17 protein-coding genes, 3 tRNA genes and 4 rRNA genes are annotated in these 19,150 nt (G+C 51.7%); 15 read left to right on the top strand and 9 right to left on the bottom strand.

The window, feature by feature from the left end; genetic code table 11:
* Position 1: 1 nt before the first annotated feature.
* Positions 2 to 418: a Zn(2+)-responsive transcriptional regulator gene (zntR, locus tag ACSPHG_RS21670; RefSeq protein WP_435955561.1), complete on the top strand. Its 417-nt coding sequence runs from the start codon at positions 2 to 4 to the stop codon at positions 416 to 418.
* Positions 419 to 482: 64 nt separating this feature from the next.
* On the top strand, positions 483 to 704 hold the full coding sequence (locus ACSPHG_RS21665) for an alternative ribosome-rescue factor A (RefSeq protein ID WP_435955560.1): 222 nt from the start codon (positions 483 to 485) through the stop codon (positions 702 to 704).
* On the opposite strand, the gene mscL is transcribed toward ACSPHG_RS21665, so the two are convergent.
* From mscL to def, 5 genes are all read right to left on the bottom strand, one after another.
* On the bottom strand, positions 701 to 1,114 hold the full coding sequence (gene mscL / locus ACSPHG_RS21660) for a large-conductance mechanosensitive channel protein MscL (RefSeq protein ID WP_435955559.1): 414 nt from the start codon (positions 1,112 to 1,114) through the stop codon (positions 701 to 703). The genes ACSPHG_RS21665 and mscL overlap by 4 nt on opposite strands.
* A gap of 160 nt (positions 1,115 to 1,274) precedes the next feature.
* Positions 1,275 to 2,651 carry a Trk system potassium transporter TrkA gene (gene trkA, locus ACSPHG_RS21655; protein WP_435955558.1) on the bottom strand — a complete coding sequence of 459 codons (1,377 nt, stop codon included), beginning with the start codon at positions 2,649 to 2,651 and terminating at the stop codon, positions 1,275 to 1,277.
* A 49-nt stretch (positions 2,652 to 2,700) separates the two neighbouring features.
* Positions 2,701 to 3,990, bottom strand: coding sequence for a 16S rRNA (cytosine(967)-C(5))-methyltransferase RsmB (rsmB, locus tag ACSPHG_RS21650; RefSeq protein WP_435955557.1), 1,290 nt, complete (start codon positions 3,988 to 3,990; stop codon positions 2,701 to 2,703).
* Between the two features lie 73 nt (positions 3,991 to 4,063).
* A complete protein-coding gene (gene fmt / locus ACSPHG_RS21645; RefSeq protein ID WP_435955556.1) occupies positions 4,064 to 5,011 on the bottom strand; it encodes a methionyl-tRNA formyltransferase in 948 nt (315 codons plus the stop codon).
* A gap of 21 nt (positions 5,012 to 5,032) precedes the next feature.
* Positions 5,033 to 5,542 carry a peptide deformylase gene (def, locus tag ACSPHG_RS21640; protein ID WP_435955555.1) on the bottom strand — a complete coding sequence of 170 codons (510 nt, stop codon included), beginning with the start codon at positions 5,540 to 5,542 and terminating at the stop codon, positions 5,033 to 5,035.
* A 128-nt stretch (positions 5,543 to 5,670) separates the two neighbouring features.
* On the opposite strand from def, the gene dprA reads away from it, so the two are divergent.
* From dprA to ACSPHG_RS21610, 6 genes are read left to right on the top strand one after another with little or no spacing between them, the layout of a single operon-like run.
* Positions 5,671 to 6,795 carry a DNA-protecting protein DprA gene (gene dprA, locus ACSPHG_RS21635; protein ID WP_435955554.1) on the top strand — a complete coding sequence of 375 codons (1,125 nt, stop codon included), beginning with the start codon at positions 5,671 to 5,673 and terminating at the stop codon, positions 6,793 to 6,795.
* Positions 6,767 to 7,240, top strand: coding sequence for a DUF494 family protein Smg (gene smg, locus ACSPHG_RS21630; protein WP_435946993.1), 474 nt, complete (start codon positions 6,767 to 6,769; stop codon positions 7,238 to 7,240). The genes dprA and smg overlap by 29 nt, the downstream gene beginning before the upstream one ends.
* Before the next feature lie 23 nt (positions 7,241 to 7,263).
* The gene (locus tag ACSPHG_RS21625) at positions 7,264 to 7,806 is read left to right on the top strand and encodes a DNA topoisomerase family protein (protein WP_435955553.1); all 543 of its coding nucleotides are present in this window, start codon (positions 7,264 to 7,266) and stop codon (positions 7,804 to 7,806) included.
* A 4-nt stretch (positions 7,807 to 7,810) separates the two neighbouring features.
* Entirely contained in the window at positions 7,811 to 8,383 is a 573-nt protein-coding gene (tsaC, locus tag ACSPHG_RS21620) for an L-threonylcarbamoyladenylate synthase type 1 TsaC (protein WP_435955552.1), read from the top strand.
* 3 nt (positions 8,384 to 8,386) lie between these two features.
* Positions 8,387 to 9,205 carry a shikimate dehydrogenase gene (gene aroE, locus ACSPHG_RS21615; RefSeq protein ID WP_435955551.1) on the top strand — a complete coding sequence of 273 codons (819 nt, stop codon included), beginning with the start codon at positions 8,387 to 8,389 and terminating at the stop codon, positions 9,203 to 9,205.
* On the top strand, positions 9,202 to 9,459 hold the full coding sequence (locus ACSPHG_RS21610; RefSeq protein ID WP_435955550.1) for a DUF1488 family protein: 258 nt from the start codon (positions 9,202 to 9,204) through the stop codon (positions 9,457 to 9,459). Before aroE ends, ACSPHG_RS21610 begins: the two co-directional genes overlap by 4 nt.
* Here ACSPHG_RS21610 and ACSPHG_RS21605 read toward each other — a convergent pair.
* Positions 9,435 to 9,989 (bottom strand): gamma carbonic anhydrase family protein, encoded by a 555-nt coding sequence (locus ACSPHG_RS21605; RefSeq protein WP_435956075.1) that lies wholly within the window; start codon positions 9,987 to 9,989, stop codon positions 9,435 to 9,437. The two genes, ACSPHG_RS21610 and ACSPHG_RS21605, sit on opposite strands and share 25 nt — an antisense overlap.
* 509 nt (positions 9,990 to 10,498) lie before the next feature.
* Here ACSPHG_RS21605 and ACSPHG_RS21600 point away from each other — a divergent pair.
* The 7 genes from ACSPHG_RS21600 to rrf (ACSPHG_RS21570) all read left to right on the top strand — a co-directional run bounded on the left by ACSPHG_RS21600 (position 10,499) and on the right by rrf (ACSPHG_RS21570) (position 15,987).
* Positions 10,499 to 12,040, top strand: a 16S ribosomal RNA gene (locus ACSPHG_RS21600).
* 68 nt (positions 12,041 to 12,108) lie between these two features.
* Positions 12,109 to 12,185, top strand: a tRNA-Ile gene (locus tag ACSPHG_RS21595).
* Between the two features lie 111 nt (positions 12,186 to 12,296).
* Positions 12,297 to 12,372: transfer RNA gene (locus ACSPHG_RS21590), tRNA-Ala, on the top strand.
* Positions 12,373 to 12,578: 206 nt separating this feature from the next.
* Positions 12,579 to 15,486, top strand: a 23S ribosomal RNA gene (locus ACSPHG_RS21585).
* A gap of 105 nt (positions 15,487 to 15,591) precedes the next feature.
* A 5S ribosomal RNA gene (rrf, locus tag ACSPHG_RS21580) occupies positions 15,592 to 15,707 on the top strand.
* 49 nt (positions 15,708 to 15,756) lie between these two features.
* Positions 15,757 to 15,832: transfer RNA gene (locus tag ACSPHG_RS21575), tRNA-Thr, on the top strand.
* A 39-nt stretch (positions 15,833 to 15,871) separates the two neighbouring features.
* Positions 15,872 to 15,987: ribosomal RNA gene (rrf, locus tag ACSPHG_RS21570) — 5S ribosomal RNA — on the top strand.
* The 16S, 23S and 5S rRNA genes sit together here with 3 tRNA genes alongside, the layout of an rRNA operon.
* Positions 15,988 to 16,071: 84 nt before the next feature.
* Here the strand turns inward: rrf (ACSPHG_RS21570) and ACSPHG_RS21565 are convergent.
* From ACSPHG_RS21565 to ACSPHG_RS21555, 3 genes are read right to left on the bottom strand one after another with little or no spacing between them, the layout of a single operon-like run.
* Positions 16,072 to 16,830 carry an amino acid ABC transporter ATP-binding protein gene (locus ACSPHG_RS21565; RefSeq protein ID WP_435955549.1) on the bottom strand — a complete coding sequence of 253 codons (759 nt, stop codon included), beginning with the start codon at positions 16,828 to 16,830 and terminating at the stop codon, positions 16,072 to 16,074.
* 8 nt (positions 16,831 to 16,838) lie between these two features.
* Positions 16,839 to 17,939: an amino acid ABC transporter permease gene (locus tag ACSPHG_RS21560; RefSeq protein WP_435955548.1), complete on the bottom strand. Its 1,101-nt coding sequence runs from the start codon at positions 17,937 to 17,939 to the stop codon at positions 16,839 to 16,841.
* 9 nt (positions 17,940 to 17,948) lie between these two features.
* Positions 17,949 to 19,130, bottom strand: a complete 1,182-nt coding sequence (locus ACSPHG_RS21555) for an amino acid ABC transporter permease (RefSeq protein ID WP_435955547.1) — start codon at positions 19,128 to 19,130, stop codon at positions 17,949 to 17,951.
* Between the last annotated feature and the right edge of the window lie 20 nt (positions 19,131 to 19,150).

The raw sequence follows: 19,150 nt of genomic DNA, 5'->3' as shown, positions 1-19,150 counted from the left end.
TATGTACCGTATTGGTGAGCTGGCCCGGCTGGCGGATGTGACTCCAGATACCATTCGCTACTATGAAAAGCAGCAGATGATGGATCATGAAGTCCGAACGGAGGGGGGATTTCGCTTGTACAGTGAAAAGGATCTGCAAAGGCTTAAATTTATTCGTTATGCTAAGCAGCTTGGTTTTACGCTGGAAACAATACGTGAGCTGCTTTCGATCCGCGTCGATCCTGAGCATCACACCTGCCAGGAATCCAAAGGTATCGTCCAATGCCGTTTGAAAGAAGTCGAGTCAAAAATTGTTGAACTGGAACATATGCGTCGCTCGCTACAGCGATTAAATGATGCCTGCTGTGGCAGCGCACATAGTAGTGTTTTTTGTTCGATACTGGAGGCGCTAGAGCAGGGAGCGAGCAGCACCAAATAATTATTGCACACGGTAAGGTACAGGAATAAAATCTCGCCGTTATTTTAACCAACTGGAGTTTTTTATGAGTCAGTATCAGCACAAGAAAGGCATTATAAAAGATAATGCTATTGAAGCTTTGTTGCACGACCCGTTGTTTCGTCAAAGGGTTGAGAAAAACAAGAAAGGGAAAGGCAGCTATCAACGTAATGTAAAACATGGCAAACGGGGTAACTGGGAGGCCAGTGGCAAACAAGCAGTCTGCTTTTTTACCACTGGCCTTCCACTTTTTATCGAGCAGTATTAAATTCTTTCATTCTGTTGTTTAAGCAGATCGCGAATTTCACTCAGCAAAACTTCTTCTTTAGATGGCGCAGGCGGTGCCGCCGGTTCTTCTTTTTTCTTACGGTTCAGCTTATTGATCACTTTAATTGCCATAAAGATAGCAAAGGCAACGATCAGGAAATCAAAAATGTTCTGAATGAACACGCCGTAATGCATTACCACAGCGGGAATATCTCCGACTGCCGGTCTTAACGTAAGAGCAAATTGTTTAAAATCAACGCCACCAATCAACAACCCGAGCGGCGGCATAATAATATCCGCAACAAGTGAAGAGACTATTTTCCCGAAAGCGGCACCAATGATCACACCCACTGCCAAATCAACAACATTCCCGCGCATCGCGAACTCGCGGAATTCTTTCAACATGCTCATTTTTCTCTCCTTGTACTGGCTGACGTTAATAAGTCTAACAAATGCTGACTCGATTTCCATTACACGGTGAAATAAGAATTGCGGCCCAATTCCTTAAATATAAGAAGGTTTTTTGATTGTGAAGGTGAAATGGGCAGAACAACTCTCTGCCCAGATGTGATTAAAGGAAGAACGGACTTGGCTGGAAAAGACGTTCAACGTCGCTAACAAACTTCTTATCTGTCAGGAACATAATAACGTGATCGCCTTGCTCAATTCTGAGATTGTCATTAGCTATCATGACATCGTTTCCACGGACTACCGCGCCAATAATGGTGCCAGGCGGGAGTTTAATCTCGTCGATCACACGTCCGACAACCCTTGATGTACTCTCATCTCCATGAGCAACGGCCTCGATGGCCTCCGCAACGCCTCGACGTAAAGACGAAACACCCACTATATCGGCTTTACGCACGTGACCTAGCAGGGCTGATATTGTCGCCTGCTGTGGTGAAATAGCGATGTCAATGACGCTGCCCTGAACGAGGTCTACATAGGCGCGGCGCTGTATTAGCACCATGACTTTCTTGGCACCCATCCGTTTCGCGAGCATCGCGGACATGATATTCGCTTCGTCGTCATTAGTGACTGCAATAAACAAATCGACCTGTTCGATATGCTCTTCCGCCAGCAGCTCCTGATCGGATGCATCACCGTAGAAAACGATAGTATTCTGCAGCATTTCCGCTAATTCAGCCGCGCGCTGTGGATCGCGTTCTATAAGCTTAACGCTGTAATCTTTTTCCAGGCGCTGTGCCAGCCCCGCGCCGATGTTACCACCGCCAACCAACATGATTCGCTTATAAGGCTTTTCAAGTCGTTGAAGTTCACTCATCACAGCGCGAATATTTTGGGACGCGGCAATGAAAAAAACTTCGTCACCGGCTTCAACAATGGTTGAACCCTGCGGGCGGATAGGGTGGTCATGGCGGAAAATGGCGGCAACTCGCGTCTCAATATGTGGCATATGCTCCCGCATCGTCGAAAGAGCATTTCCCACGAGTGGCCCACCGTAGTAGGCCTTCACTACTGCGAGACTTACCTTTCCTTCCGCAAAGTTAACGACCTGCAGCGCACCAGGATACTCAATAAGGCGATAGATGTTATCGATAACCAACTGTTCTGGCGCGATGAGATGATCGATAGGCACGGCTTCCGCATTAAACAGACGTTCAGCATCACGTACATAATCTGGCGCACGGATGCGCGCAATGCGGTTAGGCGTATTAAACAGGGAATAGGCTACCTGGCAGGCAATCATATTCGTTTCATCAGAGCTGGTAACCGCGACGAGCATGTCGGCATCATCTGCCCCGGCTTCACGCAGCACACGTGGATGCGAGCCGTGGCCCTGAACGACACGAAGATCAAACTTGTCCTGCAGGCTGCGCAGGCGATCCTGATTGGTATCCACAACGGTAATGTCATTGTTTTCGCCGACCAGGTTTTCTGCCAGAGTGCCGCCGACCTGGCCGGCACCCAGAATGATTATTTTCATTGTTTATAGCTTCATTGATGATGCAACTAACGACTCAGTGAAGCGTGAGTCAGTTTTTAATAAGCTTAGCGTAAAAGAAGCCGTCGCCTTCATGCTCCGCAGGCAAATTCTGAATGCCAGGCTGTTCTGACGTGCCGGTTTCCACAAGCTTTGCTTCAGGGTGCCGTGCAAGGAAAGCGCTGACCTGCTGGCTATTCTCCTCCGGCAGGATCGAACAGGTTGCATACAGCAGCGTGCCACCCGTTTTTAGATGCTGCCAGATAGCTTCCAGAATCTCTTTTTGCAGTTCTGCCAGCTCGGCTATATCTCTATCGCGACGCAGCCATTTTATATCTGGATGGCGGCGGATTACGCCCGTAGCTGAACAGGGAGCATCAAGCAGAATACGATCGAACTGCTGCGTGCCGCACCACTGCGCAGGGAAGCGTCCATCGCCCTGTTTAACTTCTGCCTGCATACCAAGGCGCTCCAGGTTTTCGTGTACGCGCTTAAGGCGCTGCGGGTCAACGTCCACGGCCATGACCCTGGCCCCCGGCGCGGCTTCGAGAATATGGGTGGTTTTACCGCCTGGCGCTGCGCATAAATCCAGGATCGATTCGCCATCCTTGGGATCAAGCAGATCGACGCAACCCTGAGCGGAGGCATCCTGCACGGTAACCCAGCCTTGCTCAAAACCAGGTAATACATGAACCGACGCTGGCGTACCAAGACGGACGGCATCGGGATAGCGCTCGTGCGGCTGCCCCTCAAGGCCAGCCTCTTGAAGCAGCTTGAGCCATTCATCACGCGAATGATGCTGACGATTAACGCGCAGCCACATCGGAGGACGCAGGTTATTTGCTTCGATAATGCTTTGCCATTGGCTTGGGTAGGCTTTCTTGATGCGTTGAATCAGCCATGACGGGTGAAGGAAGCGGCTTTGATGATTCGCTGCTTCAGCCATCAGCTCTTCCTGCTGACGCTGGAACTGGCGCAAAACCCCGTTGATTAACCCCTTTAAATTCTGACGCTTGATTGCAACAGCACCTTCAACGGTTTCGGCTAGCGCGGCGTGAGCGGGAATGCGTGTATAAAGCAGCTGATAAAAACCTACCATGATCAGGTAGTGGATGGTGCGCTGTTTACCGGTCATCGGGCGGGACATTAGCTTACCTACCAGCCACTCGAGCTGCGGCAGCGTGCGTAACACGCCAAAGCATAGCTCTTGCAGTAGCGCTTTGTCTTTATCAGAGACTTTTTGCTGCACTGGCGGCAGTACATTACTCAATGACTGCCCTTTTTCAACAACCTGTTCAATGGTCTGGGCTGCCAGACTGCGAAGATTAAGAGATTTTTTCATAGCCACGCTCTGTTTTCCGGCGCTTAAAAACAAAAATGCCCAGGCAAAACCTGGGCGTATAATATTTATTTAGTCAGGCGAGCAATGCGCCTGGTTCAAACCATTCGCGACGAGAGTTCAGCAGATCCTGCGCTTTCATCGCTTTTTTGCCCGCCGGCTGAAGCTCTTCAAGATTCAAAATGCCGTCAGCGGTTGCCACTTGGATACCCTGCTTGTTAGCGTCAAGGATTGTCCCTGGAGCCGCGCTGGTTTGCTTTTCGATAGCAGAGGCGCGCCAGACTTTGACCGGCTGCCCGTCAATCTCTAACCAGCTCATTGGCCACGGGTTAAAAGCGCGGATACAGCGCTCGAGCTGCACGGCAGAAAGCGACCAGTCAATGCGAGCCTCTTCTTTGCTAAGCTTTTCTGCGTAGGTGACCAGCGTTTCGTCCTGAACTTCTGGGCTAACCGAGCCTGATGCCAGCTGGCTCAATGTTTCAAGTAGGCCTTGTGGGCCTAAGTCAGCAAGCTTGTCGTAGAGCGTCGCGCTGGTATCTTCCGGCCTGATATCACAAGCAAGCTTGTATAGCATATCGCCAGTATCCAGGCCGACGTCCATTTGCATGATAGTCACGCCGGTTTTCGCGTCGCCCGCCCATAAAGAACGCTGAATAGGCGCGGCGCCACGCCAGCGCGGCAGCAGTGAACCATGCACGTTAATGCAGCCGAGGCGTGGCATATCAAGCACGGTTTTTGGCAAGATCAGGCCATAGGCCACAACAACCATTACATCTGCATTTAAATCCGCAATCAGCTGCTGATTTTCCGCTGGGCGTAAAGACGCAGGTTGAAAAACAGGGATTTCTTTTTCGCAGGCCAGCATTTTAACCGGGCTCGGCATCAGTTTCTTGCCGCGTCCTGCAGGGCGATCCGGCTGTGTAAAAACGCCAACTACCTGATGCTCAGATGACAACAGCGCGTCAAGATGACGCGCTGCAAAGTCGGGGGTACCAGCGAAAATAATACGCAAAGAATCAGACACATTATTCCCTTTTGTGATGGATTAAGCGCTCTTGTTTAGACGAGCCATTTTTTCCAGTTTCTGACGAATGCGCTGGCGCTTCATCGGCGAGAGGTAATCGACAAACAGTTTGCCGACCAGGTGATCCATCTCGTGCTGAATACAGATAGCCAGAAGACCGTCTGCTTCCAGTTCATAGGATTTGCCGTCACGGTCGAGCGCGCGGATTTTTACTGTTTCTGCACGCGGGACCAGAGCACGCTGCTCGGGAATAGAAAGGCAGCCTTCCTCAATACCGGTTTCACCGCTTTTTTCGAGCAGTTCAGGATTGATTAATACCAGGCGTTCATCGCGGTTTTCAGAAACATCAATCACAATAATGCGCTGATGAATATCGACCTGTGTTGCCGCAAGGCCGATGCCCTCTTCGGCGTACATTGTCTCGAACATATCGTCGACAATACGCTGAATCTCAGCATTCACCTCTTTGACCGGAGCCGCCACAGTGCGAAGGCGCTCGTCCGGAAAATGTAATACCTGCAAAACTGACATATTTATCCAGAGCTGTGTTCAATTGATGAAAGGATTATTCTCTCTATTCTAGACAAAACCCCCCTTGATTGACAGCATCAGTGACCAATCGCAAGGATTGCTTTAATAGCTTATGGCAAGGGGAAACTGTGCTACCAACGGAGATTTGGTTACGCCTGATGGCGGTTAACAGCCTGAGTGGCGATAAGCTGCTGGAAATAGCGCATTTACTGGAAACTCATTCCGATTGCAGCCCCGCGGCGCTGGCAAATGCAGGGATGTCCACTCGCCAGATAAAACAGTTTTCAGCCGTTAGTGAACGGGAACTGGATGCGACATACGCATGGCTTGAAGAGCCAAGTCAACGCCTTCTTACCGCACTCAACCCAAGTTATCCGGAACAGCTTCGGGCGATAGACTGCTTTCCTGCGGCGCTGTTCGTCGCCGGGGATATTGAACTTCTCTCCAGCAATCAGCTCGCCGTGGTCGGTAGCCGTAACCTTTCCCTGTATGGCGAAAGGTGGTGTCGCATGTTTTGTGAACCTTTAGCTACGGCAGGCCTGACGATAACCAGCGGCCTTGCGTTAGGCATTGACGCCGTCGCTCACCGGGCGGCTTTGCATGTTCACGGTAAAACCGTTGCCGTACTGGGAAATGGTCTGGGGGATATCTACCCTAAGCGCCATAAGCAGCTAGCGCACAACATTTTGGATAATGGCGGTACGCTTGTTTCTGAATTCCCATTAGCCACCACGCCATGGCCGAGCAACTTCCCTCGCCGCAATCGTATTATTAGCGGCTTGAGTAGAGCTGTATTTGTTGTCGAGGCGTCAGAAAGAAGCGGTTCGTTGGTTAGCGCCAGATACGCCCTCGAACAGGGAAGGGAAGTCTTCGCGCTGCCGGGGCCGGTTGGCAGCCCGGGCAGCGAAGGCCCGCATTGGCTGATTAAACAAGGTGCCATGCTCGTCAGCCATCCGTTAGACATTCTCGAGTACCTGGAAAGTGAATTGCAGTGGCTTCCGTCACCGCACAAAACCCTAATATATTCACGCGATGAAGGGGAACACACATTGCCATTTCCTGAGCTGTTGGCTAACGTAGGAGATGAGGTTACACCTGTTGACGTCGTCGCTGAACGTGCCGGCCAACCTGTGCCAGAGACGGTAGCCCAACTGCTCGAACTGGAGTTAGCAGGATGGATCGCAGCTGTACCCGGCGGCTATGTCCGATTGAGGAGGGCATGCCATGTTCGACGTACTAATGTACTTATTTGAAACCTACATCCATAACGAAGCGGAAATGCGCGTTGATCAAGATAAATTGACGCGCGATCTCACCGATGCCGGTTTTGATCGCGAAGACATTTATAACGCGTTGGTATGGCTCGAAAAGCTGGCTGATTATCAGGAAGGGCTCACCGAGCCGATGCAATTAGCCGCCGACCCACTCTCCATGCGCATCTACACGGAAGAAGAAAGCCTGCGTCTGGATGCCAGCTGCCGGGGATTTTTACTCTTCCTTGAGCAGATTCAGGTGTTGAACCTCGAAACCCGAGAAATGGTGATTGAACGCGTGTTGGCGCTCGACACGGCCGAATTTGAGTTGGAAGACTTAAAGTGGGTGGTGTTAATGGTGCTGTTCAATATCCCGGGCTGTGAAAACGCATATCAACAGATGGAAGAATTACTCTTCGAAGTAAATGAAGGTATGCTGCATTAAAATTTTGTGCGGCATGAGATGTTATGACCAGATCAGCACTCTTCACGGTGCCTAAAAATGAACCCTGCCCCCAATGTGGGGCAGAGTTAGTCATTCGTTCCGGTAAAAATGGTCCTTTCCTGGGCTGTTCTCATTATCCGGAATGCGATTATGTGCGGCCATTAAAAGGCCAGTCGGATGGGCATATCGTTAAAGTACTGGAAGGTCAGCATTGTCCTGAATGCCAGGCCACGCTCGTGCTGCGCCAAGGGCGGTTTGGGATGTTCATCGGCTGCAGCAATTACCCGGAATGCGGGCATACCGAAGTCATTGATAAGCCAGACGAGACGGCGATAACCTGCCCGCAGTGCCAGCAAGGCCAACTGGTTCAACGTCGATCGCGCTACGGCAAAACCTTCTGGTCTTGCGATCGCTACCCCGATTGCCAGTTTGTCATCAACTTCAAGCCTATCGCGGGCATTTGTCCCGCGTGCCAGTATCCGTTATTAATCGAAAAGAAAACGGCTCAGGGCGTTAAATGCCAGTGTGCCAGTAAACAATGTGGAAAGCCGGTTTCGGCGGAATAAGATTGTGAACAATAGCCTGCAACAGGGGCCGCTCGCGGAAATCGTAGCTGCTCTGAAAAATAAAAATGTCATCGCCTATCCAACTGAAGCCGTCTTTGGCGTCGGTTGCGATCCAGATAGCGAGCTGGCGGTTTCCCGTTTGCTCGAATTAAAACAACGTCCGGTAGATAAAGGTTTAATCCTGATTGCCGCAAATTTTGAACAGCTACAACCCTATATAGACGAAGAGGCATTATCCGCAGCCCAGCGTGAAGCTGTTTTCTCGCGCTGGCCAGGCCCGGTAACCTTTGTCTTTCCTGCTTTGTCTTCGACGCCTCGCTGGCTGACCGGGCGATTTGATTCTCTGGCTGTAAGAGTTACGGATCATCCGTTGGTAAAAGCGCTTTGTCTGGAATTTGGTAAACCGCTGGTATCAACCAGCGCTAACCTTTCCGGGCTGCCGCCGTGCCGTACAGCTCAGGAAGTGCTGGAACAATTTGGCGATGCTTTCCCGGTGCTGCGTGGCGAAACCGGCGGCCGCCAGAATCCTTCTGAAATTCGTGACGCCCTAACCGGCGAACTCTTCCGTCAGGGGTAAACAATGGAAACCTTCGCCGTCTTCGGTAACCCGATTCAACATAGCAAATCGCCGCAGATACATAAGCTGTTTGCCGAACAGCGGAATATTGAACATCCCTATGGCCGCATTCTTGCACCAATGGATGCCTTCGTCGAAACGCTGGAAATATTCTTCAAGGCTGGTGGCAAAGGGGCGAACATCACAATGCCTTTCAAAGAGCAGGCATTTGCCCGTTCTGACGAGCTGACCGAACGTGCCGCGCTGGCTGGCGCGGTTAATACGTTAAAGCGTTTGGATGACGGGCGTCTTCTTGGGGATAACACGGATGGCATAGGTTTACTAAGCGATCTGGAACGTCTATCCCTGATTAAACCCGGATATCGTATTCTCCTGCTGGGGGCTGGTGGGGCTGCGCGCGGCGTTTTATTGCCTTTGCTCTCTCTGGACTGCGCGGTGACAATTACTAACCGCACTTTTGGGCGGGCCGAAGAGCTTGCCAAACTGTTCAGCCATACCGGAAGCGTACAGGCCGTGGAGCAGCATAATCTGGATGGGCATGAGTTCGATTTAATTATTAATGCGACATCCAGCGGCGTTGACGGCGGTATTCCAGCCATTCCTGCATCTCTGCTTTCCCATCACGTCAGTTGCTATGACATGTTCTATCAGAAGGGGCTGACCTCTTTCCTTGCATGGAGCACGCAGCACGGTGTGCAAAATTATGCGGACGGGTTGGGGATGCTGGTGGGCCAGGCGGCACACGCGTTTCTGCTCTGGCACGGGGTGCTGCCAGAAATTACCCCTGTAATTGAAAAGCTGAAACAGGAAATGGCGAAGTGAACCAGGCGATTCAGTTTCCCGATCGCGAAACCTGGGACGATCGGCTGAGCGCCATCTGTTTCCCGGCGTTGGTGAATGGTTTCCATGTGACCTGCGCCATTTCAGGTGAAACTGTCGCCAGCCGTTACGGCGGCGACAGTCCTCAGGGGTGGCTTGGTATGTTTCGAACGCACCGCTGGGACCTGGAAGAAGAAGCGCAAACGCTGATCCTTGATGAACAAGAAGACCATCAGGGATGGTATTGGTTATCCTGAGCAAGATATTCGTTTTTCCAACGCACATAGTTGTTTGCCGAGTATCTCAGCCCTTCTAGCTCCGCCTCTTTTAATGGCCGAATCTGCTTCACCGGGCTACCCAGGTATAAGAAGCCGCTTTCTAAACGCTTGTTCTGTGGAACCAGGCTACCGGCGCCGATCATTACGTCATCTTCTATTACTACACCATCCAGCAGAATCGATCCCATCCCGACCAGAACCCGATTTCCGATCGTGCAGCCGTGGAGCATAACTTTGTGCCCAACGGTAACGTCCTCGCCAACGATAAGCGGGTTACCTTCCGGATTATAAGAAGACTTGTGCGTGACATGCAGGACGCTGCCATCCTGGATATTCGTTCGCGCCCCGATCTGCACATAGTTAACGTCGCCGCGTATCGCAACTAAAGGCCAGATACTGACATCATCGGATAGACGCACATCGCCAATCACTACACTAGAAGGATCCAGCATCACTCGTTGACCTACTTTTGGGGATATTTTCTGGAATGAACGTAATACAGCGGACATAACAACCTCAGGAAATTCATTTGATAGATAAACTTTGGCTGCTTTTTTAACCATTAGCAAGCAGGGAAACCATGACAAAGGGGGCGGATCGGGCAAGATCTCATCGAAAAGGCTGAAAACTAAACGTTTGAGAGAAAAGATCGAAAAAATGCTTGTGCAAAAAAACGGGATCCCTATAATGCGCCTCCATCGACACGGCGGATGTGAATCACTTCACACAAACAGCCGGGTCGATAAAGAGAAAAAGTTCTGAAATTTAGACTTGACTCTGAAAGAGGAAAGCGTAATATACGCCACCTCGAGTTACCCGGCGAAAGCGGCTAACTCACTGCTCTTTAACAATTTATCAGACAATCTGTGTGGGCACTCGCAGGATTGATATCTCAGTACCTTCGGGTACAAAAAAATATCAAGTCTTGAAGAGTGACCAAGCAGTAATTCATTTAGTTGAATTATTACGAAAGTTAATTTTTGAGCACCGCTTCACGAGTTGAAGCAAATCAAGCTTTTAATTGAAGAGTTTGATCATGGCTCAGATTGAACGCTGGCGGCAGGCCTAACACATGCAAGTCGAGCGGCAGCGGAAAGTAGCTTGCTACTTTGCCGGCGAGCGGCGGACGGGTGAGTAATGTCTGGGAAACTGCCTGATGGAGGGGGATAACTACTGGAAACGGTAGCTAATACCGCATAACGTCGCAAGACCAAAGAGGGGGACCTTCGGGCCTCTTGCCATCAGATGTGCCCAGATGGGATTAGCTAGTAGGTGGGGTAATGGCTCACCTAGGCGACGATCCCTAGCTGGTCTGAGAGGATGACCAGCCACACTGGAACTGAGACACGGTCCAGACTCCTACGGGAGGCAGCAGTGGGGAATATTGCACAATGGGCGCAAGCCTGATGCAGCCATGCCGCGTGTATGAAGAAGGCCTTCGGGTTGTAAAGTACTTTCAGCGAGGAGGAAGGCATTGTGGTTAATAACCACAGTGATTGACGTTACTCGCAGAAGAAGCACCGGCTAACTCCGTGCCAGCAGCCGCGGTAATACGGAGGGTGCAAGCGTTAATCGGAATTACTGGGCGTAAAGCGCACGCAGGCGGTTTGTTAAGTCAGATGTGAAATCCCCGGGCTCAACCTGGGAACTGCATTTGAAACTGGCAAGCTTGAGTCTTGTAGAGGGGGGTAGAATTCCAGGTGTAGCGGTGAAATGCGTAGAGATCTGGAGGAATACCGGTGGCGAAGGCGGCCCCCTGGACAAAGACTGACGCTCAGGTGCGAAAGCGTGGGGAGCAAACAGGATTAGATACCCTGGTAGTCCACGCCGTAAACGATGTCGACTTGGAGGTTGTTCCCTTGAGGAGTGGCTTCCGGAGCTAACGCGTTAAGTCGACCGCCTGGGGAGTACGGCCGCAAGGTTAAAACTCAAATGAATTGACGGGGGCCCGCACAAGCGGTGGAGCATGTGGTTTAATTCGATGCAACGCGAAGAACCTTACCTACTCTTGACATCCACAGAATTCGGTAGAGATACCTTAGTGCCTTCGGGAACTGTGAGACAGGTGCTGCATGGCTGTCGTCAGCTCGTGTTGTGAAATGTTGGGTTAAGTCCCGCAACGAGCGCAACCCTTATCCTTTGTTGCCAGCGGTTCGGCCGGGAACTCAAAGGAGACTGCCAGTGATAAACTGGAGGAAGGTGGGGATGACGTCAAGTCATCATGGCCCTTACGAGTAGGGCTACACACGTGCTACAATGGCGCATACAAAGAGAAGCGACCTCGCGAGAGCAAGCGGACCTCATAAAGTGCGTCGTAGTCCGGATCGGAGTCTGCAACTCGACTCCGTGAAGTCGGAATCGCTAGTAATCGTGGATCAGAATGCCACGGTGAATACGTTCCCGGGCCTTGTACACACCGCCCGTCACACCATGGGAGTGGGTTGCAAAAGAAGTAGGTAGCTTAACCTTCGGGAGGGCGCTTACCACTTTGTGATTCATGACTGGGGTGAAGTCGTAACAAGGTAACCGTAGGGGAACCTGCGGTTGGATCACCTCCTTACCTAATAGATACAACCCGCGTAGTGCTCACACAGATTGTCTGATAGAAAACGAGCAGTAAAACCTTATAGGCTTGTAGCTCAGGTGGTTAGAGCGCACCCCTGATAAGGGTGAGGTCGGTGGTTCAAGTCCACTCAGGCCTACCAAACTTCTCTCCATGCTGTGTTGCGCCCCCGCTCACATACTCAAGTATGCTTCGCGGTGACGCGCCTTGCCTGTAAAGAAGTTAAGGTAACATAAGGTTTTACGAAATCGATGGGGCTATAGCTCAGCTGGGAGAGCGCCTGCCTTGCACGCAGGAGGTCAGCGGTTCGATCCCGCTTAGCTCCACCATCATTTCACGCTCACACAATACTTCCGAGTGTACCGTACAGCGGTGTACTGCGAAGTATTTGCTCTTTAAAAATCCGGAACAAGCTGAAAATTGAAACGACATGTCGTCTCATTCCTCCGTAATAAGGAATGGGAATACGATATGTTCGAGTCTCTCAAATTTTCACAACGTCGATTGTGTCTTACGAGACACCTTCGGGTTGTGAGGTTAAGCGACTAAGCGTACACGGTGGATGCCCTGGCAGTCAGAGGCGATGAAGGACGTGCTAATCTGCGATAAGCGTCGGTAAGGTGATATGAACCGTTATAACCGGCGATTTCCGAATGGGGAAACCCAGTGTGATTCGTCACACTATCGTTAAGCCAATACATAACTTAACGAAGCGAACCGGGGGAACTGAAACATCTAAGTACCCCGAGGAAAAGAAATCAACCGAGATTCCCCCAGTAGCGGCGAGCGAACGGGGAGCAGCCCAGAACCTGAATCAGTTTGTGTGTTAGTGGAAGCGTCTGGAAAGTCGCAGGGTACAGGGTGATACTCCCGTACACTAAAATGCATATTCTGTGAGTTCGAAGAGTAGGGCGGGACACGTGGTATCCTGTCTGAATATGGGGGGACCATCCTCCAAGGCTAAATACTCCTGACTGACCGATAGTGAACCAGTACCGTGAGGGAAAGGCGAAAAGAACCCCGGCGAGGGGAGTGAAACAGAACCTGAAACCGTGTACGTACAAGCAGTGGGAGCCTCATTTATGGGGTGACTGCGTACCTTTTGTATAATGGGTCAGCGACTTATATTCTGTAGCAAGGTTAACCGTATAGGGGAGCCGCAGGGAAACCGAGTCTTAACTGGGCGTTAAGTTGCAGGGTATAGACCCGAAACCCGGTGATCTAGCCATGGGCAGGTTGAAGGTTGGGTAACACTAACTGGAGGACCGAACCGACTAATGTTGAAAAATTAGCGGATGACTTGTGGCTGGGGGTGAAAGGCCAATCAAACCGGGAGATAGCTGGTTCTCCCCGAAAGCTATTTAGGTAGCGCCTCGTGAACTCATCTTCGGGGGTAGAGCACTGTTTCGGCTAGGGGGCCATCCCGGCTTACCAACCCGATGCAAACTACGAATACCGAAGAATGTTATCACGGGAGACACACGGCGGGTGCTAACGTCCGTCGTGAAGAGGGAAACAACCCAGACCGCCAGCTAAGGTCCCAAAGTCATGGTTAAGTGGGAAACGATGTGGGAAGGCACAGACAGCCAGGATGTTGGCTTAGAAGCAGCCATCATTTAAAGAAAGCGTAATAGCTCACTGGTCGAGTCGGCCTGCGCGGAAGATGTAACGGGGCTAAACCATGCACCGAAGCTGCGGCAGCGACACTATGTGTTGTTGGGTAGGGGAGCGTTCTGTAAGCCGTCGAAGGTGAACTGTGAGGTTTGCTGGAGGTATCAGAAGTGCGAATGCTGACATAAGTAACGATAAAGCGGGTGAAAAGCCCGCTCGCCGGAAGACCAAGGGTTCCTGTCCAACGTTAATCGGGGCAGGGTGAGTCGACCCCTAAGGCGAGGCCGAAAGGCGTAGTCGATGGGAAACAGGTTAATATTCCTGTACTCGGTGTTACTGCGAAGGGGGGACGGAGAAGGCTATGTTAGCCGGGCGACGGTTGTCCCGGTTTAAGCATGTAGGCGGAGAGTTTAGGTAAATCCGGACTCTTATTAAACGCTGAGGTGTGATGACGAGGCACTACGGTGCTGAAGTAACAAATGCCCTGCTTCCAGGAAAAGCCTCTAAGCATCAGGTAACATCAAATCGTACCCCAAACCGACACAGGTGGTCAGGTAGAGAATACCAAGGCGCTTGAGAGAACTCGGGTGAAGGAACTAGGCAAAATGGTGCCGTAACTTCGGGAGAAGGCACGCTGTCGTTAGGTGAAGCGATTTACTCGTGGAGCTGAAGGCAGTCGAAGATACCAGCTGGCTGCAACTGTTTATTAAAAACACAGCACTGTGCAAACACGAAAGTGGACGTATACGGTGTGACGCCTGCCCGGTGCCGGAAGGTTAATTGATGGGGTCAGCCGCAAGGCGAAGCTCTTGATCGAAGCCCCGGTAAACGGCGGCCGTAACTATAACGGTCCTAAGGTAGCGAAATTCCTTGTCGGGTAAGTTCCGACCTGCACGAATGGCGTAATGATGGCCAGGCTGTCTCCACCCGAGACTCAGTGAAATTGAACTCGCTGTGAAGATGCAGTGTACCCGCGGCAAGACGGAAAGACCCCGTGAACCTTTACTATAGCTTGACACTGAACACTGGTCCTTGATGTGTAGGATAGGTGGGAGGCTTTGAAGCGTGGACGCCAGTCTGCGTGGAGCCAACCTTGAAATACCACCCTTTAATGGCTGGTGTTCTAACGTAGACCCGTTATCCGGGTTGCGGACAGTGTCTGGTGGGTAGTTTGACTGGGGCGGTCTCCTCCTAAAGCGTAACGGAGGAGCACGAAGGTTAGCTAATCACGGTCGGACATCGTGAGGTTAGTGCAAAGGCATAAGCTAGCTTGACTGCGAGAGTGACGGCTCGAGCAGGTGCGAAAGCAGGTCTTAGTGATCCGGTGGTTCTGAATGGAAGGGCCATCGCTCAACGGATAAAAGGTACTCCGGGGATAACAGGCTGATACCGCCCAAGAGTTCATATCGACGGCGGTGTTTGGCACCTCGATGTCGGCTCATCACATCCTGGGGCTGAAGTAGGTCCCAAGGGTATGGCTGTTCGCCATTTAAAGTGGTACGCGAGCTGGGTTTAGAACGTCGTGAGACAGTTCGGTCCCTATCTGCCGTGGGCGCTGGAGAATTGAGGGGGGCTGCTCCTAGTACGAGAGGACCGGAGTGGACGCATCACTGGTGTTCGGGTTGTCATGCCAATGGCATTGCCCGGTAGCTAAATGCGGAAGAGATAAGCGCTGAAAGCATCTAAGCGCGAAACTTGCCCCGAGATGAATTCTCCCTGACTCCCTGAGAGTCCTGAAGGAACGTTGAAGACTACGACGTTGATAGGCTGGGTGTGTAAGCGTAGCGATACGTTGAGCTAACCAGTACTAATGATCCGTGAGGCTTAACCTTACAACACCGAAGGTGTTTTGGTGAGAGAGACGATATAATTTTCAGCTGGTCCGAGATTAAATCAATGGTTACGTGGACAACGTAACGGTTGATAGACAGAATATGCCTGGCGGCACTAGCGCGGTGGTCCCACCTGACCCCATGCCGAACTCAGAAGTGAAACGCCGTAGCGCCGATGGTAGTGTGGGGTCTCCCCATGCGAGAGTAGGGAACTGCCAGGCTTCAATTTAAACGGTTTGCTCTTTAAGCAGGCTGTTAAAGAATTAGCGTGCTGATATGGCTCAGTTGGTAGAGCGCACCCTTGGTAAGGGTGAGGTCCCCAGTTCGACTCTGGGTATCAGCACCAGTTTTTAGGTTAAAGTTCGGCGATTTAGTAAAGAATTTGCCTGGCGGCACTAGCGCGGTGGTCCCACCTGACCCCATGCCGAACTCAGAAGTGAAACGCCGTAGCGCCGATGGTAGTGTGGGGTCTCCCCATGCGAGAGTAGGGAACTGCCAGGCTTCAAATAAAGCATCAAGGCCATCCGAAAGGATGGCCTTTTTGTTTTGCATTGAAGAAAAGACCGCATCGGCGGTCTTTTCATATCAATGAATAACCTGCGAAAGAAACGCTCGGGTACGTTCTGACTTTGGATGAGCAAAGAATTCATCGGGCGGTGCCTGTTCTACAATCTCCCCGCGATCCATAAAGATCACCCTGTCGGCAACCGTTCTGGCAAAACCCATTTCGTGTGTCACACACAGCATCGTCATACCCGACTGGGCCAGACCAATCATGGTATCCAGCACTTCTTTGACCATCTCCGGGTCGAGTGCGGAAGTGGGCTCATCAAAGAGCATGATTTTTGGTTTCATGCACAGCGAACGGGCAATTGCCACGCGCTGCTGCTGCCCGCCGGAGATTTGGCCAGGGAATTTATGAGCATGCTCAGCGATACGAACGCGTTCCAGGTAATGCATCCCAAGCTCTTCGGCCTCTTTCCTGGGCATCTTTTTTACCCAAATCGGTGCCAAAGTGCAGTTTTGCAGCACCGTAAGATGAGGAAAAAGGTTGAAGTGTTGAAATACCATTCCTACCTCCGTGCGCACTTTTTCTATATTGCGCAAATCATCATTCAGCTCTGTTCCATCAACAATAATACGGCCTTTTTGATGCTCTTCGAGATGGTTGATGCAGCGGATCGTGGTCGACTTTCCCGAACCCGACGGCCCGCAGAGTACGATACGTTCGCCTTGCTTAACCTTTAAATTGATATCCTTTAGCACGTGAAACTGCCCGAACCATTTATTGACGTTCTCAAGCGAGATCATCGCGTCGGCAGGTTGCAAAGTGATTGGGTTCATTTTTATCCTCAGTGCGGTGATCGCCCGGTGTTAAAGCGCTTTTCCAGATGCTGGCTATAGCGCGACATGCTGAAACAAAAAGCCCAGTAGATCAGGGCGGCAAAGACATAACCTTCGGTAGACATTCCGAGCCATGCGGGATCGACCGTTGCCTGCTGAACGCTGCTAAACAGATCGAACAGGCCGATGATGATCACAAGGCTTGTATCCTTAAACAATGCGATGATCGTGTTGACCAGGCCCGGGATCACCATTTTTAATGCCTGGGGTAAAATCACCAGCCCCTGCGTTTTCCAGTAGCCTAAAGCTAAGGATTCTGCCGCTTCGTATTGGCCTTTTGGTAGAGCCTGCAGGCCGCCTCTTACAACCTCCGCAACATAGGCTGACTGGAAGAGGATCACCCCAACCAGCGCTCGTATCAGCTTATCGATGCTGGTTCCTTCTGACAGAAAAAGCGGCAGCATCACCGATGACATAAACAGCACGGTAATTAACGGCACGCCGCGCCAGAATTCGATAAAAACGACTGATAGAATCCTGACGACCGGCATGCGGGAACGGCGGCCCAGCGCGAGTAATATTCCGAGCGGCAGAGCGCCCGCAATCCCTACCGAAGCGATGATAAGCGTCAGCGTCAGCCCACCCCACTGCCGGGTTTCCACGCGATCCAGCCCCAGAACACCCCCATACATTAGCCACCAGACAATCAGCGGATATACGACGGCCCATACGGCAATGTATCGCCCGCGGCGCGGCATGGCGTTCCAGAACATGGGCACAATAGAGAGTAGCCCGATAACCAATGCAAGATTGATGCGCCAACGCTGATCGTGCGGGTAAAGGCCGTACATGAACTGCCCGAAGCGCGCGTGAATAAAGACCCAGCACGCACCTTCTTTAGTACAGTCGGCACGCGTTTCCCCGAACCAGTTAGCCTGAAAAATTGCCCAGTTAAGCAGTGGGGGAACCAGTTCCCAGATCGCCCAGAAGCAGAAAAGGGTGAGCAGGCTATTCGACCAGCTCGAAAACAGGTTTTTACGCGCCCACTGTACCGGCCCGGATCGAACGGCCTTCGGGGGCGCCTGATGTGATAGTAGTGCTTTCGTCATCATGGATCCTTAGCGCTCAACCAGGGCGATGCGGCGGTTATAGATATTCATCAGCAGAGAAATAGTCAGACTGATAATCAGGTAAACCGACATGGTGATGGCAATGGTTTCGATAGCCTGCCCGGTTTGGTTCAGCACCGTACCGGCAAACAGCGACACCATATCCGGATAGCCAATTGCCGCCGCCAGCGATGAGTTCTTCACGATGTTGAGATACTGGCTGGTCAGCGGTGGAATGATGACGCGCATGGCCTGCGGAATAATGACCTGACGTAACGTCACCGTATGCGGTAGCGCGAGAGATCGCGCCGCCTCATGCTGGCCATAAGGCACCGACTGAATGCCGGAGCGGATGATCTCGGCGATAAATGCCGAGGTGTATACCGACAGCGCCAGCGTGAGTGCCGCGAGTTCCGGGATGAGCACCATGCCACCCCGGAAGTTAAACCCCCGCAGAGCAGGTACGTCCCAATGCAGTGCCGCCCCAAATATCAAATGCGCCAGTACGGGTAACAAAATCAGCAGGCCAAGCGCGGCTGGCCACGTGCGCCTGAGCTGGCCGGTTTTGATTTGATGCAGCTTGTTGTAGCGAAACAGGCCTATAGAAATGAGCACTGCGATAGCGATAGCTGCGACAAAAGCCAGCGCCCCTTCGCCCATAATAGGTGAAGGAATATAAAGCCCGCGGTTACTGAGAAAAAGCAGGTCAAAGGCATTCACCGCCTGGCGCGGCCCTGGCAAATTGCGCAGTACGGCAAAATACCAGAAGAATATTTGCAGCAGCGGCGGGATATTGCGGAATGTCTCAATATAGATGGTCGAGAGCTTGCGTAGCAGCCAGTTTTCAGACAAACGTGCGAGTCCGAGAAAGAAGCCGATGATAGATGCAAACACGATGCATAACGCGGATACCAAAAGCGTGTTCAATAGCCCGACGACGAACACGCGGCCATAGGTATCGCCCTGCTCGTAATCTATAAGGTGCTGCACGATGCCAAACCCGGCAGCACGGTCAAGAAACGCAAAACCTGAGGTAATGCCACGATTATTAAGGTTGGTGACGGTGTTGTGTATCAGGTAAGCCGCAATGCCAACGACGATAGCAACGGCGACAATCTGGTACAGCCAGGCACGAACCGCGGGATTAGAAAAGGAGAGCTCTCCTTTTACGGTTGGGCGGCGTTGGAGCATAAGCAAACCTCAGTAACATA

This window comes from Dryocola baronae, from assembly GCF_051297175.1.
GTDB lineage: Bacteria > Pseudomonadota > Gammaproteobacteria > Enterobacterales > Enterobacteriaceae > Dryocola.
This window is presented reverse-complemented; position numbering and strand designations above follow the sequence as displayed.